Raw genomic sequence first — 13,127 nt, forward strand, 5'->3', positions numbered from 1 at the left:
CCATGATCTCCTATAACACCATCGCCGTGGGCACGGACGGTTCCGAGACCTCCCTGGCCGCCGTCCGCGCCGCCGCCAGCCTCGCCCGCGTCTACGACGCCCAGCTCGTCATCCTCTGCGCCTGGTACGCCGCCTCCGGGTCCCTGCTCAACGCCCCGCACAGCGACGTCTCCTCCGTACCGATCGTCGAGGAGGACGCCGCCGACACCTACCTCGCCGACGCCTACAAGGTCGCCGAGGAGGAGGGCGCCCCGCGCATCGAGGCCCGCAAGATCTCCGGCGCCCCCGCCGCCTCCATGCTCAAGGAGGTCGAGAGCACCGGTGTCGATCTGCTCGTCGTGGGCAACCGGGGCGTCAACACCATCTCCGGCCGCGTGTTCGGCAGCATCCCCACCGAGGTCGTGCGCCGCTCCTCGGTCAACGTCATGATCGTCAACACCGCCGACTCCGAGTCCCAGTAGCCAGACGTTGCTAGAATGACGGCAACAAACACTTCCGAGGAAAGGTCCCGAGAGGTCCCATGAGCGATAACTACCAGAAGATCGTCGTCGGCACTGACGGCTCCAAGTCGTCCATGCTCGCCGTCGAGCGCGCCGCCCGCATCGCCGCCGCCTTCGATGCGACCCTGATCATCGGATGCGCCTACTACGAGAACAAGGACGACGCGTCCAAGACCCTCCGCCAGGACTCCGTCACCATCCTCGGTGACGAGACCGCGCAGAAGAACCTCGACGCCGGCGAAGAGGCCGCCCGCGCTGCCGGTGCGACCAAGATCGAGAAGGCCGTCCGCCCGGGCACCCCGGTCGAGGCCCTCATGGCGATTGTCAACGACAACAACGCCGACCTGCTCGTCGTGGGCAACCGTGGCATCAACTCCCTGACCGGTCGCCTGCTGGGCTCCGTCCCGGCCGACGTCGCCCGTCAGTCCGACTGTGACGTCATGATCGTCCACACCGTGGCGTAAGGTTTCCACGCCTCAGCGGCCCCGGGACACGTCCCGGGGGCCGCTTGTGTATGTCCGCCGGGATTGATCCCGGCGGAGATGCTCAAACCCGGCGAATCAGGGCATCTCGCCGATCACGGTCAACGTCTGCGTCGCCCGCGTGACCGCGACGTAGAGGTTCTGCCAGCCCTGCGGGGACTGCTCGACGATCTCGGCCGGCTCGACGACGATGACGTGGTCGAACTCGAGTCCCTTGATGTCGGCGACGTTGGTGGCGGTGATGACCTGGGTCAGGCCCTCGTCGAAGGTCGGGACAGGTGAACCGCCGGGGAGGAACTGCACCTCCCGGCCGGATTCGCGGATGGCCACCGCGGGGGTGGCTTCTGGGTCGATGACCGCGAGGATCTCGTTGGCCACCGCCATGATCTCGGCGGGGGTGCGGTAGTTGACGGTGAGCTCGTGGTGGCGGAAGCGGGTGCCCACGTAGGGCTCGAGGGTGGCGGCCCAGGTGTCCACACCGGCGGGGGAACCGGTCTGGGCGGTGTCGCCGACCAGGGTCATCCAGCGCGAGGGGCTGCGGCGGAAGACCATGCGCCATTCCATGGGCGAGAGCTCCTGTGCCTCGTCGACGATGACGTGGCCGTAGGCCCAGGTGTGGTCGGCGCGGGCGCGTTCGGCGGTGGTGCGCACGTCGTGGGTGACCTGGCGGCTGGCGAGTGCCTCGGCGTCGATGACGTCGTGGGCGGAGAGGATCTCGGGGTCGAAGCCGTCGTCGTCGGTGTCGGTGGAGGCGGAGCCGGTGAGGATGTCCAGGGCCTCCTGGGCCTCGGCGACCTGTTCGCGCCAGGCGTCGTCGGCGCGGGCGGCGAGGGTGTCGGGGTCGGGGAGGCCGACGAGGACGGCGAGTTCGTCGAGGAGCGCGGCGTCCGAGGGGGCCCAGTCGGATCCGGCGGGGCGCAGGAGGGCCTGCCGGGTCTCGTCGTCGTAGGCGCCGGCGGCGACGTCGATGGCGGCGGGGTCCTCGAGCAGGCCGCGCAGGACGTCCTGCGGGTCAAGTTCGGGCCAGAGGTCGTCGAGGAGCCTCTCGACGCCCACCTCTTCCGCCAGGTCATCATGCAGCTGGTCGACGTCCGCCGCGGACAGGAGGTTGCTGCCGCCGAGGGGGTCGGCGCCGATGCGCTCGGCGAACTGGCGGGCCAGCTGGTCGATGAGGTGCTCGGCGAAGACCTCGCGGGCGTCGTTGTGGGGCCGGCGGGAGCGGCGGGCGCGGGTGCGTGCGGCCTTGACCATGGGGGCGTCGATACGCAGGGTGATCGAGCCGTGGGGGAGATGGATGGGGGACTCGGGCAGGCGCTGGTGGGCGCGGACCGCCTCGGTGAGGATGGTGACCATCTCCTCCGACCCCTTGATCTCCCGGGTGAGCAGGGATTCCGGGGCGGTGCCGGTGACGCCGGGGTAGAGCTCGCCGAGGGTGGACAGGACGACGCCGGTCTCGCCGAGTTCAGGGAGGACGTGGGAGATGTAGTCGAGGAAGGTGGGGTTGGGGCCGACGATGAGCACGCCGGTCTTGGACAGCTGCTCCCGGGCGGTGTAGAGGAGGTAGGCCACGCGGTGCAGCGCGACGGCGGTCTTGCCGGTGCCGGGGCCGCCCTCGACGACCATGACACCGCGGGTGCTGTCTCGGATGATGATGTCCTGCTCGCGCTGGATCGTCTCCACTATGGAGGTCATGTGCCCCGTGCGGGCGGCCTGGATCGCCTGGAACAGTGCGGACTCGCCGCCGACACCACCCCGGCTCTCACCGACCTGGTCGCCGGAGAGGTACTCGTCGTCGATGCCGGTGACGTCCCGGCCGGTCGTGCGGATGTGGCGCCGCAGATGAACGCCCTCCGGCTGGGCGGTGGTGGCCAGGTAGAAGGGCCGGGCCATGGGGACGCGCCAGTCGAGCAGGAGGGTACGGTAGCCTTCCTCGCGGACATCGAGGCCCATGCGGCCGATGTAGCGGCGGTCCAGCTCAGGATGCCCGGGCACCGGGTTCTCCGGCTCCTCGCCCTCCTCCATCTCGATGTCGATGCGGCCGAACACCAGGCCCAGCTGCGCCAGGTTGAGGCGGTCGAGCTTCTCGTTGAGGCCGTGGTACTCGGTCTCACGCCGGATGAGGGCGTCGGCGTCCGGGTTCGCGGGGTCCACCTCGAGCTGGACCTGCGCCAGCCGCTCGTTGGCCTGGGTCACCTCAGCATCAAGGCGCGCGAACAGGCCGTCAACATAGGCCTGCTCGCGCGCCAGCTCCCGGTCGTGATTGTCAGACAAGCTGGTACCTCCTGGAAGAACGGAGGTACCAGCCCTAGCGCATCTAGCGCAGGTCGCCGATCTTCTTCTGTGCCTTGGCCAGTGCGGCGTCCGCACGGTCCTGCAGCTTGTCGGCGGTCTTGCCGGCCTTCTTGGCGGCGCGGCCGGACTTCTTGTCCGCGGTCTTCAGGGCCTTGTCCGCGCGGTCCTGGGCCTTGGCGGCGGACTTGACCACGGACTTGCGGGCGGTCTTGGCGTTGTCCTGGGCGGTGGCCAGCCAGTCATCCTTGTTGTCGGCGACGTAGTCGGAGACCTTGTAGGCGGCGCCCGTGGCGGCGGCGGTCGCGGTGGTGGCGGCGGCCGTGGCGGAGTTCAGCCAGTCATCCTTGTTGTCGGCGACGTAGTCCTGCGCGCGGTGGGCGTAGCCGGTGACCTTCTCGGAGGCGTCCTCGAACCAGTCGCGGGCGTTGTCCGTGAACTTCTCGGTCTCGGACTTGGTGGGCAGCGCGGCCTGGACCTTCTTGTTGGCGGTCTCGGCGGCGTGGCTGGCGCGCCAGCGCAGACCCGGCTTGCCCTGGGTGTCCATGGTGGTGATGAGCAGGCCGCCGAGCAGGGCGACGTTGGTGAGGAAGCCGGAACGACGGGCGTTGCGCTCCTCCTTGTCCTGGGTCTCCCAGAACGCGTGGCGGCCCAGCATGGTCGGGACGGCGGCGGCGGTGAGCACGGCGGCCGAGGCACGCGGCATGAATCCGATGGCCAGGGTGGCGCCGGCGCCGACCTTGGCGCCACCGACCGCGCGGACGACGGTCTCCGGGTCGCGCGGCAGCTGGCGGGCGTACTGGCGGGGGAGCAGAGCGCGCACACGGTTGAGCAGCGACTCGGCCTGCTCGACGCGCTCCTGGGAATTGAGGATGCTGTCGGCGCCGTCGGCGATGTAGACGGACGCGATCATCGGGCGGGCGATCTTACGGATCATGTGGTGCTCCTTCTGTGCGTTCTATGCGACGTTTGTACTCAGTCCACCTTAGCGAGGAATTGTCACCAGCGACGTTCCCACCAGTCGTCGAGGTGCGGACGCTCGGCCCCGAGGGTGGTGTCGCCACCGTGTCCGGGGTGCACGATCGCCTCATCACCGTAGACATCGAAGATCCGCTCGTGGACGTCCTTGTACAGCCGGACGAAGTCACTCTCGGAGGTGGTCTTGCCCAGGCCACCAGGGAAGAGGCTGTCGCCGACGAACAGGTGCGTCCCGCCGTCGATCTCCGCGGTCAGGGCCGCGCCGCCCGGGGTGTGGCCCCGCAGGATGGCGACGGGGAAGGCGTGTCCGGCGAACTCCAGGGTGTCGCCGTGGTTGAGCTCGACGTCGACCGGGGCGGGCAGGGCCGGGGCGTCGAGGAAAGAGGCGTAGTGGGTGGCGCCGGTCTTCTCCAGGACCGACACCAGCGCCCGGTGGTGGTCGGGGTGCCGGTGGGTGGTGAGCACGGCGGTGATCCTCGCGCCGGCCTGCTCCGCCATGTCGAGGAGGGCGGGGGCGTCGTCGGCGGCGTCGATGAGCAGTGCCTCATTACCGGCCACGAGGAGGTAGCAGTTGTTGTCCATCTCCGAGACGGACGTGCGGTGCAGGGTAAGTTCAGTGGTCATGGCACCAGGGTAGCGGGGCTCGAGGTGGCGCGTCGGGGGTTGTCGTTGGTATGTTCGAGAGTTGATACCGGCCGGGCGTACCGGCCTTTTTCACCGTTGATTAGCACTGAAGGGCTGGGACCTACGTGGCTGACCGCCTCATCGTGCGCGGAGCGCGCGAACACAACCTCAAGGGCGTGGACGTTGATCTGCCCCGCGACAAGATGGTCGTGTTCACCGGCCTGTCCGGGTCGGGCAAGTCCTCCCTGGCTTTCGACACCATCTTCGCCGAGGGCCAGCGGCGCTACATCGAGTCGCTGAGCTCCTACGCCCGGATGTTCCTCGGGCAGATGGACAAGCCCGACGTCGACTTCATTGAGGGCCTGTCGCCGGCGGTGTCGATCGACCAGAAGTCGACCAACCGCAACCCGCGGTCGACGGTGGGCACGATCACCGAGATCTACGACTATCTCCGTCTGCTCTTCGCCCGCGCCGGCACCGCGCACTGCCCGGAGTGTGACGCGGTGATCCAGCGGCAGACCCCGCAGATGATCGTCGACCAGGTCCTCGACATGGAGGAGGGGCTGAAATTCCAGGTCCTCGCCCCGGTGGTGCGTACCCGGAAGGGTGAGTTCGTCGACCTGTTCGCCGACCTCGCCTCCCAGGGTTATTCCCGCGTGCGGGTCGACGGTGAGGTCTACCAGCTGTCGGAGCCGCCGACGCTGAAGAAGCAGATCAAGCACGACATCGACGTCGTGGTCGACCGCCTCCAGGTCAAGGCCTCCCAGAAGCAGCGGCTCACCGACTCGGTGGAGACCGCCCTGCAGCTGGCGGACGGCCTGGTGGTGCTCGAGTTCGTCGGGCTCGACGAGGACGACCCGAAGCGGTTCGCCCGCTTCTCGGAGAAGCTGTCCTGCCCCAACGGCCACGCCATCCACATCGACGAGCTGGAGCCACGCACCTTCTCCTTCAACTCGCCCTACGGCGCCTGCCCGGCCTGCGACGGCATCGGCACCCGCACCGAGGTCGACGTCGACCTCATCATCCCGGACCCGGACGCGCCGGTGATCCGCTCGGTCCAGCCGTGGAACGCGAGCCCGAACAGCAGCTACTTCGAGAAACTCATCGAGGGTCTCGCCGGTGCCCTGGACTTCGACCCGGAGACGCCGTACTCGGAGCTGACCGCCGCCCAGCGCAAGGCGCTCATCCACGGCACCTCCACCGAGGTCTCCGTCCGCTACAAGAACCGCTACGGTCGCGTCCGGAACTGGACCGCTCCCTTCGAGGGCGTCATGGGCTACCTCCACCGCAAGATCGACCAGGTCGAATCCGAGTGGTCCAAGGAGCGCTACCTCGCCTACACCCGCGAGGTCCCGTGCCCGACCTGTGGTGGTGCCCGCCTCAAGCCGGAGATTCTCGCCGTCCGCCTCGCGTCGACGGCGCTGGGGGAGAAGTCCATCGCCGGCCTGACCGAGCTGTCCATCCTCGACGCGCGCGATTTCCTCGACAGCCTCGTCCTCGGCACCAAGGAGGAGATGATCGCCGGGGCGGTGCTCAAGGAGATCCAGGCCCGCCTGCAGTTCCTTCTCGACGTCGGCCTCGCCTACCTCACCCTCAACCGCGCCGCCGGCACGCTCTCCGGCGGAGAGGCGCAGCGCATCCGCCTGGCCACCCAGATCGGCTCTGGCCTCGCCGGCGTCCTCTACGTCCTCGACGAGCCGTCCATCGGCCTGCACCAGCGCGACAACCAGCGGCTGATCGCCACCCTGCAGCGCCTGCGCGACCTGGGTAACACCCTCATCGTCGTCGAGCACGACGAGGACACCATCAAGGCCTCCGACTGGGTCGTCGACGTGGGCCCGCGGGCCGGCGAGTACGGCGGCGAGGTCATCTACCAGGGTGAACCCCAGGGTCTCTACGAGTGCGAGGAATCCCTCACCGGTGCCTACCTGTCCGGCCGCAAGGTCCTCGGCGTCCCGGAACAGCGCCGGGAGATCGACCGCGACCGGGAGCTCACCATCGTCGGTGCCCGGGAGAACAACCTGCGCAACGTCGACGTCACCATCCCGCTCGGCGTGCTGTGCTGCATCACCGGTGTCTCCGGCTCGGGCAAGTCGACGCTGATCAACCAGATCCTGGCCAAGACCCTGGCCAACAAGCTCAACAAGGCCCGCCAGGTGCCGGGGCGTGCCAAGCGGGTCGAGGGCGTGGACCAGCTGGACAAGCTCGTCCAGGTCGACCAGTCACCGATCGGCCGCACCCCGCGCTCCAACGCGGCGACCTACACTGGTGTCTTCGACAAGGTGCGCAAGCTCTTCGCCGAGACCACCGAGGCGAAGGTCCGTGGCTACAAGGCCGGTCGGTTCTCCTTCAACGTCAAGGGCGGCCGCTGCGAAGCCTGCCAGGGTGACGGCACCCTCAAGATCGAGATGAACTTCCTGCCCGACGTCTACGTCCCCTGTGAGGTGTGCGGCGGCGCTCGCTACAACCGCGAGACCCTCGAGGTGAAGTACAAGGGCAAGAACATCGCCGAGGTCCTCGACATGCCGATCTCCGAGGCCGCCGAGTTCTTCGAGCCGATCAGCTCGATCCACCGCTACCTGAAGACGCTCGTCGATGTCGGCCTCGGCTACATCCGCCTCGGCCAGTCCGCGACCACCCTGTCGGGTGGTGAGGCACAGCGCGTCAAGCTCGCCTCCGAGCTGCAGAAGCGCTCCAACGGCCGGACCGTCTACATCCTCGACGAGCCGACCACCGGTCTGCACTTCGAGGACATCCGCAAGCTCATGCTCGTCATCCAGGGACTGGTGGACAAGGGCAACTCGGTCCTGGTCATCGAGCACAACCTCGACGTGATCAAGGCCGCCGACTGGGTCATCGACATGGGCCCCGAGGGCGGCTCCGGCGGCGGCCTCGTCGTGGCGGAAGGAACCCCGGAGGACGTGGCGAAGGTTGAGGGCTCCTACACCGGGCAGTTCCTCGCCGAGGTTCTCTAGACCGGATCTTCCGACCCCCGGCGGGCTCGGAGTGCCGCCATGGCCAGCAGTGCCACGCCGGAGATGAGGAAGGCCAGGGCGCGAGGCAGGCCCTCAAGCGTGCCCAGGTCGAAGAACACCAGCTTGACGACGCCCGCGATGGCCAGCACCATGCCCGCCCCCAGCGAGGCACGGGGCGAGATCCCCTTCGCCGCGAGCAGGATCCACGCGGCGAGCACCATCCACAGGATGGACACCAGGGCGTGGCCGATGAGGTAGCCGAGCCACATGCCGGCCCCGCCACCCAGGAGCTGGCCTGCCCAGGTGACGAACGTGACGATCGCGACCATGGACAAGTGAAGTGCCGCCACGGCGAACGTCACCTGCGCCCACACCGGGAAACCGGCCATCGCCTGGCGGTGACGGACGGCGACGGCGAGGAAGACCGCGATGAGCACCGCCTGGATCGCGGCACTGTGGTCGGTGAGCCACAGGGGGGTCTTGGCCAGGACATTGCGTGACAGGTGTCCAGTGAGAATGAGTGCGGCAACCAGCCAGAACGCCCATGGCCACACCCGGGCCTCCCCGGTGCGGTGCAGCCAGATGATGACGGCGACGGCGGCGAGGAAGAAGGCGGCGACGACCACGGTGGCGTCGATATGCCAGTCGATGCCGAGCCGGGGCGACAACGCCCAGACCCCGACGAACGCGACGGCCGTGGCACACAGGCCGGCCGGGCCGAGTACCCGGCCCACGGGGGAGTCATGCGTGTAGCCCAGCGCCGCGAGCGCCGCGGTGGCCGGAATGAACAGCCACACCACCCACAGCTGCCCCGTGGGCAGCATCGCCGCGGCGAGAATGAGCAGGGGCGAGATCACCGCATTGGTCACATCCGCCTGATCGTCGTGCCGGTCCATGAGGGTGATCACGGCGAACGCCACGGCGCTGACGATGCCGAACAGGGCCATCGGGGTGACGGCAGACGCGTCGCTGGCGAGCGTGACACCCACTTGCACGATGACCGCCACCACCGCGGCGGCGGTCCGGATCTCCGGCAGGCGCCACCGCCACGACAGGGCAAGGAGAGTGAGCGGGAGCAGGACGATCGGCCAGGTGGCGGCGTCCCAGGAGGTGTAGAAGCGCCCGATGAGGAACGGGGCGATGACCGCGAGACAGATCGCCACCGCCCGCAGCCAGCGCTTCCGGGTGAGCCCGAGGTAGGCCAGCCACACCACCAGCAGGGTCGCCACCGCCTGCCATTCCTCCCACCAGCCCAGCCAGTCCGTGAGGGCGTGGAGGACGAGTGCGAGAACGAGGAAGGAGGTCACCACCAGGGCGGTGACCCCGGGCGGGGCGTCATCGGTCTGCGCTGCGGTTCGGCGACGGTCGAGCCACAGCCCGGCGCCAAGCAGAGTCACTGCGAGAAGCACCGAGAGCAGCACCCGACCGAGGGGGCCGAGCAGCCCGTTCTGGATCGCCAGTGCCACCGCCAGGCCCACGCCGGCGACGGTGATGAGGGAACCTACCACCGCGATCGCGCGGATGACCTTCGTCTCCGTCGGCACCGGAGGCTTCGGTGGGGCCGGTGGTTTCTGCGGGGACGGCGCCACCGGGGTTGAGGGAGCGGCCGAGACCGGGGATGCCGGTGGACCCTGTGTGTATGGCGCATACGGGGCATACGGCTCCTGCGTCTGGGCCACCGGGGTAGCGGGAGCAGGTGCCGTTGGTGTCGGGGCGGCGGCGGATCGGTCCACCGTGGACTCTGCGTTCCGACGGGTCAGCACTGCATCGAGGGCCCTGCGCGCCTCGCCGACGGCCTTCTCGGCGGACTCCAGTCGGCGCAGCGCCAGCCGCAGTTCCATGGAGTCCCGCAGCTCCTCGTTCACAGGTTCAGACATGCCGCTCAGCCTATGGCACTGGGCCGGGTGCGTCGCGACGTTTACTATGTTGGGATCCTCATCCCCCGACCGAGGAGGTCGCTGACCGATGCCGCCCGAGACACCGGACACCTCAGAGTTCCCCGCCCAGCCCGTTCCGCCAGCCCCGACATCCCCGACTTCACAGTCGGTCGGGCCCGCTTCCCGGCCGGCACCACGGAATCGGTCCGGCCTGGCCATGGTGCTGCTCGCGCTGCTGGTGGTCGCGGCCGTGGGCCTGGGTATCTGGCTCTACAGCGCGTTCCTGGCGCCGGGAGAGGAGCCCGTCGTCGCGGCGCCGGAGACCTCCACCACGGAGGCGGAACCCACCACCGGGGTGGTGCGGACGACGGTGACGTCGACGGCGTCGACAAGCACGAGCGCAGTAACCACGTCGAGTACGGAGTCGAGCACCCCGACCACAACCGAAGAGGAGACCACCGAACCCACCGAGGCCGCGACCCCGATGGCCCTGCCTGCGGGGTCGGAGCAGTGCGCGGCCAACGTCAACTGGCGGATCTACCGGGCCACGGACGTGACCAGCTGTGGTTTCGCAGAGGCCGTCGCGGTGGCGATGAACTCGAACGCGGACGTGCACACCGTCCATGACGTGCAGGCGACGAGCCCGGTGACCGGGCAGGGCTACACCATGCGGTGCAGCCCGGAGCAGAACAATTCCTACGTGTGCCGGGGTGGGGACAATGCGGTGGTGGTGCTTGAGGAGCGCGCGGCCCGTGATTGACCCCCGGGTCCTCTCCCTCGCCCGTCCTGTGAGCTTCCTGCGGTGTAACGTACCGGTTCGTGAATGACTGGACACGTGCGGTCGCGTCCGTGGGCGCGGCCGTCCTGAGCGTGGGGATGCTGGCGGCCTGCGCTGCGCAGACCCCGCCCTCCGTCGAGGCGGCGGGGGAGGACCCGCCGCGGGGTGAGACCGAACCGCAGGCCAGCCCCGCCGCGGAACTGCTGGACATCGTCCGCGAGATCCGGGCCGACCACGGCGGGCGGGTCGGCATCGCCGTGTACACCGCCGACGGGGTCGTGTCGGCGGGGGAGCCGGGACGTTCGCCGGCGTGGTCGACGATCAAGGTGCCGGTGGCCATCGCGGCGGACAAGCAGGATCTGGTGGTCGACGGTGTCATCGAGCAGGCCATCTCCGCCTCCGACAATGACGCGGCCTACCAGCTGCGGGTGCTCGCGGACGAGGTGCACATGCCCGGCGTTCCGGAACTGGCGGACCCGATGGGGCGGACGGAGTGGTCGGTGGCGCAGCAGGCGGAGTTCGCGACGAGCCTGCCCTGCATCGACACCTCCGGCACCACCTACGACGCGATGGCTGACATCGTCGAGTGGCAGGACTACGGCCTCGGCGACATCCCGGGCGCTCGCTTCAAGGGCGGCTGGGGCCCGGACACCGACACCGTGTACACGCTGCGCCAGTTCGGCACCGTCCCCTCCGACGACGGTCTGCTCGGGGTCGCGCTCATCGTCCATCCGGACGACAACACCCACGACACGGCGGAGGCGATGGTCGTCGATCTCGTCGCCGCCCTGGCGGAGCGTATTAGCGCCGCCGTGTTCCCCGCCCCGCCCGCCTGCGTACCGTCCTGAGTGTCGTTTTGGGGTTTCGCCGGTGTGGTGTTAAGGTGGTCGTCACTACCACCCGTAGCGCCCTTCCAGGGGCTCGGGCCACAAGCGGAGATCATCCCACCTCATGCCCCCGGTTCACCGGGTGGATACAGGTCAACAGTAGGACGCGGATCATATGGTCCGTCTGTCAGACTATTGCGAGATCTCCCGCTTGCCGTCACACCGGCAAGCGGGTTTTTCTCGTGGGGCAACCTCGGTGAGTGGCACGGTACGTACCACGAAACCCCTATCAGAGGAGCCACACATCAGCGCTGAAGCTCGCATCAATGAGCGAATCCGAGTTCCCGAGGTCCGCCTTGTCGGCCCGGGCGGTGAGCAGGTCGGAATCGTTCGCACCGACGACGCCCGGAAGCTCGCCTACGACGCAGACCTCGACCTCGTCGAGGTGGCACCGACGGCCAAGCCGCCGGTGGCGAAGATCATGGACTACGGAAAGTTCAAGTACGAGCAGGCCCAGAAGGCCCGCGAGTCACGCAAGAACCAGCAGCAGACTGTGGTCAAGGAACAGAAGTTCCGTCCGAAGATCGACGACCACGATTACGAGACGAAAAAGGGCAACGTGGTCCGCTTCCTGGAGAAGGGGTCCAAGGTCAAGGTCACCATCATGTTCCGCGGTCGTGAGCAGTCGCGTCCGGAACTCGGGTACCGCCTCCTGGAGCGCCTCGCCGAGGACGTCCAGGAGTACGGCGTCGTCGAGATGCGTCCGAAGCAGGACGGCCGGAACATGACCATGGTTCTCGGGCCTCTGCGCAAGGGCAAGAAGTAGAACACCACCAATCGGGATGTTAAGGACTTAATTCTCATGAAGCAGAAGACCCACAAGGGCACCGCCAAGCGCGTGAAGATCACCGGCTCCGGCAAGCTCCGTCGCGAGCAGGCCGGCCGCCGCCACCTCCTCGAGGGCAAGCCGTCCCGCCGCACCCGTCGCCTCAAGGGCACCGAGGACGTCGCCCCGGCTGACGTCAAGCGCATCAAGCGTCTCCTCGGCAAGGCCTGATCAGGCCGCCTGTCCACCCCCACAAACATCACCATCAGTTAAGGAAGTATCACCGTGGCACGTGTCAAGCGGTCCGTCAACGCCAAGAAGAAGCGTCGCGCAATCCTCAAGTCCGCCAAGGGCTACCGCGGCCAGCGCTCCCGCCTGTACCGCAAGGCCAAGGAGCAGTGGCTGCACTCCATGACCTACGCCTACCGCGATCGCCGGAAGCGTAAGTCCGAGTTCCGCAAGCTGTGGATCCAGCGCATCAACGCCGCTGCCCGCATGAACGACATCACCTACAACCGTCTCATCCACGGCCTGCGCCTGGCCGAGATCGATGTCGACCGCAAGATCCTCGCCGAGCTGGCCGTCAGCGACTTCGCCGCCTTCTCCGCTCTCTGCGAGGCCGCCAAGGCCGCCCTGCCGGAGGACGTCAACGCCCCGAAGGTCGCCGCCTAAGCAGCACCCCTCGCTTCTCGACGCCCCGCTCACCTCACCGCGAGCGGGGCGTCACGCGATCCACCTCCACGCCCGGGGCGTGTATTCAGGGAATGCAGCACGGTTGAGGTCCCGGTCGGGCCGATTCGGGGTGGTACCGTGCTGCATTCCGGTGATGACGCCGGAATGCACACGTGTCATGCCCTGTTGCTGCGTTGTTCGGCCTCAACCGTGTGCATTGCGGCGAGACGAACCGGCACTCGATCAACCGGCCCGGTTCGAGCACACGCCGTGCCGGGGACGCCCGACGCGGGGGTACC

The 13,127-nt window shown here is 68.3% G+C and carries 12 protein-coding genes; 8 read left to right on the plus strand and 4 right to left on the minus strand.

Going from position 1 to position 13,127, the window contains the following annotated elements:
• Positions 1-2: 2 nt before the first annotated feature.
• Both QP029_RS10395 and QP029_RS10400 read left to right on the plus strand, forming a co-directional pair.
• Entirely contained in the window at positions 3-461 is a 459-nt protein-coding gene (locus QP029_RS10395) for a universal stress protein (protein WP_284874232.1), read from the plus strand.
• A 59-nt stretch (positions 462-520) separates the two neighbouring features.
• Positions 521-964: a universal stress protein gene (locus tag QP029_RS10400; RefSeq protein WP_284874233.1), complete on the plus strand. Its 444-nt coding sequence runs from the start codon at positions 521-523 to the stop codon at positions 962-964.
• Between the two features lie 96 nt (positions 965-1,060).
• On the opposite strand, the gene QP029_RS10405 is transcribed toward QP029_RS10400, so the two are convergent.
• From QP029_RS10405 to QP029_RS10415, 3 genes are all read right to left on the minus strand, one after another.
• The gene (locus QP029_RS10405; protein ID WP_284874234.1) at positions 1,061-3,253 is read right to left on the minus strand and encodes a HelD family protein; all 2,193 of its coding nucleotides are present in this window, start codon (positions 3,251-3,253) and stop codon (positions 1,061-1,063) included.
• A gap of 43 nt (positions 3,254-3,296) precedes the next feature.
• The gene (locus QP029_RS10410; RefSeq protein ID WP_284874235.1) at positions 3,297-4,208 is read right to left on the minus strand and encodes a DoxX family membrane protein; all 912 of its coding nucleotides are present in this window, start codon (positions 4,206-4,208) and stop codon (positions 3,297-3,299) included.
• Positions 4,209-4,270: 62 nt separating this feature from the next.
• Positions 4,271-4,873: an MBL fold metallo-hydrolase gene (locus tag QP029_RS10415; protein ID WP_284874236.1), complete on the minus strand. Its 603-nt coding sequence runs from the start codon at positions 4,871-4,873 to the stop codon at positions 4,271-4,273.
• Positions 4,874-4,998: 125 nt separating this feature from the next.
• Here QP029_RS10415 and uvrA point away from each other — a divergent pair, with 125 nt between their 5' ends.
• Positions 4,999-7,848, plus strand: a complete 2,850-nt coding sequence (uvrA, locus tag QP029_RS10420; protein WP_284874237.1) for an excinuclease ABC subunit UvrA — start codon at positions 4,999-5,001, stop codon at positions 7,846-7,848.
• On the opposite strand, the gene QP029_RS10425 is transcribed toward uvrA, so the two are convergent.
• Complete coding sequence (locus QP029_RS10425; RefSeq protein ID WP_284874238.1) at positions 7,845-9,725, minus strand: DUF2339 domain-containing protein; 1,881 nt, start codon at positions 9,723-9,725, stop codon at positions 7,845-7,847. The two genes, uvrA and QP029_RS10425, sit on opposite strands and share 4 nt — an antisense overlap.
• 217 nt (positions 9,726-9,942) lie before the next feature.
• Between QP029_RS10425 and QP029_RS10430 the strand changes: the two genes are divergently transcribed.
• The 5 genes from QP029_RS10430 to rplT all read left to right on the plus strand — a co-directional run bounded on the left by QP029_RS10430 (position 9,943) and on the right by rplT (position 12,828).
• Complete coding sequence (locus QP029_RS10430; protein WP_284874239.1) at positions 9,943-10,485, plus strand: hypothetical protein; 543 nt, start codon at positions 9,943-9,945, stop codon at positions 10,483-10,485.
• 59 nt (positions 10,486-10,544) lie between these two features.
• On the plus strand, positions 10,545-11,351 hold the full coding sequence (locus QP029_RS10435; RefSeq protein ID WP_284874240.1) for a serine hydrolase: 807 nt from the start codon (positions 10,545-10,547) through the stop codon (positions 11,349-11,351).
• Positions 11,352-11,586: 235 nt separating this feature from the next.
• Positions 11,587-12,156 (plus strand): translation initiation factor IF-3, encoded by a 570-nt coding sequence (infC, locus tag QP029_RS10440; RefSeq protein ID WP_284874241.1) that lies wholly within the window; start codon positions 11,587-11,589, stop codon positions 12,154-12,156.
• A 36-nt stretch (positions 12,157-12,192) separates the two neighbouring features.
• Complete coding sequence (gene rpmI, locus QP029_RS10445; protein ID WP_284874242.1) at positions 12,193-12,387, plus strand: 50S ribosomal protein L35; 195 nt, start codon at positions 12,193-12,195, stop codon at positions 12,385-12,387.
• Positions 12,388-12,441: 54 nt separating this feature from the next.
• On the plus strand, positions 12,442-12,828 hold the full coding sequence (gene rplT / locus QP029_RS10450) for a 50S ribosomal protein L20 (RefSeq protein WP_284874243.1): 387 nt from the start codon (positions 12,442-12,444) through the stop codon (positions 12,826-12,828).
• The last annotated feature ends 299 nt before the right edge of the window (positions 12,829-13,127 follow it).

It is taken from the genome of Corynebacterium suedekumii, from assembly GCF_030252185.1.
Classification (GTDB): Bacteria; Actinomycetota; Actinomycetes; order Mycobacteriales; family Mycobacteriaceae; genus Corynebacterium; species Corynebacterium suedekumii.

What these genes read in the sequence shown, in the direction of transcription:
- QP029_RS10395 (WP_284874232.1), top strand. Translation starts at nt 3, where the DNA reads ATGATCTCCTATAACACCATCGCCGTGGGCACGGACGGTTCCGAGACC.
- QP029_RS10400 (WP_284874233.1), top strand. Translation starts at nt 521, where the DNA reads ATGAGCGATAACTACCAGAAGATCGTCGTCGGCACTGACGGCTCCAAG.
- QP029_RS10410 (WP_284874235.1), bottom strand. Translation starts at nt 4,208, where the DNA reads ATGATCCGTAAGATCGCCCGCCCGATGATCGCGTCCGTCTACATCGCC.
- QP029_RS10415 (WP_284874236.1), bottom strand. Translation starts at nt 4,873, where the DNA reads ATGACCACTGAACTTACCCTGCACCGCACGTCCGTCTCGGAGATGGAC.
- QP029_RS10425 (WP_284874238.1), bottom strand. Translation starts at nt 9,725, where the DNA reads ATGTCTGAACCTGTGAACGAGGAGCTGCGGGACTCCATGGAACTGCGG.
- QP029_RS10430 (WP_284874239.1), top strand. Translation starts at nt 9,943, where the DNA reads ATGGTGCTGCTCGCGCTGCTGGTGGTCGCGGCCGTGGGCCTGGGTATC.
- rpmI (WP_284874242.1), top strand. Translation starts at nt 12,193, where the DNA reads ATGAAGCAGAAGACCCACAAGGGCACCGCCAAGCGCGTGAAGATCACC.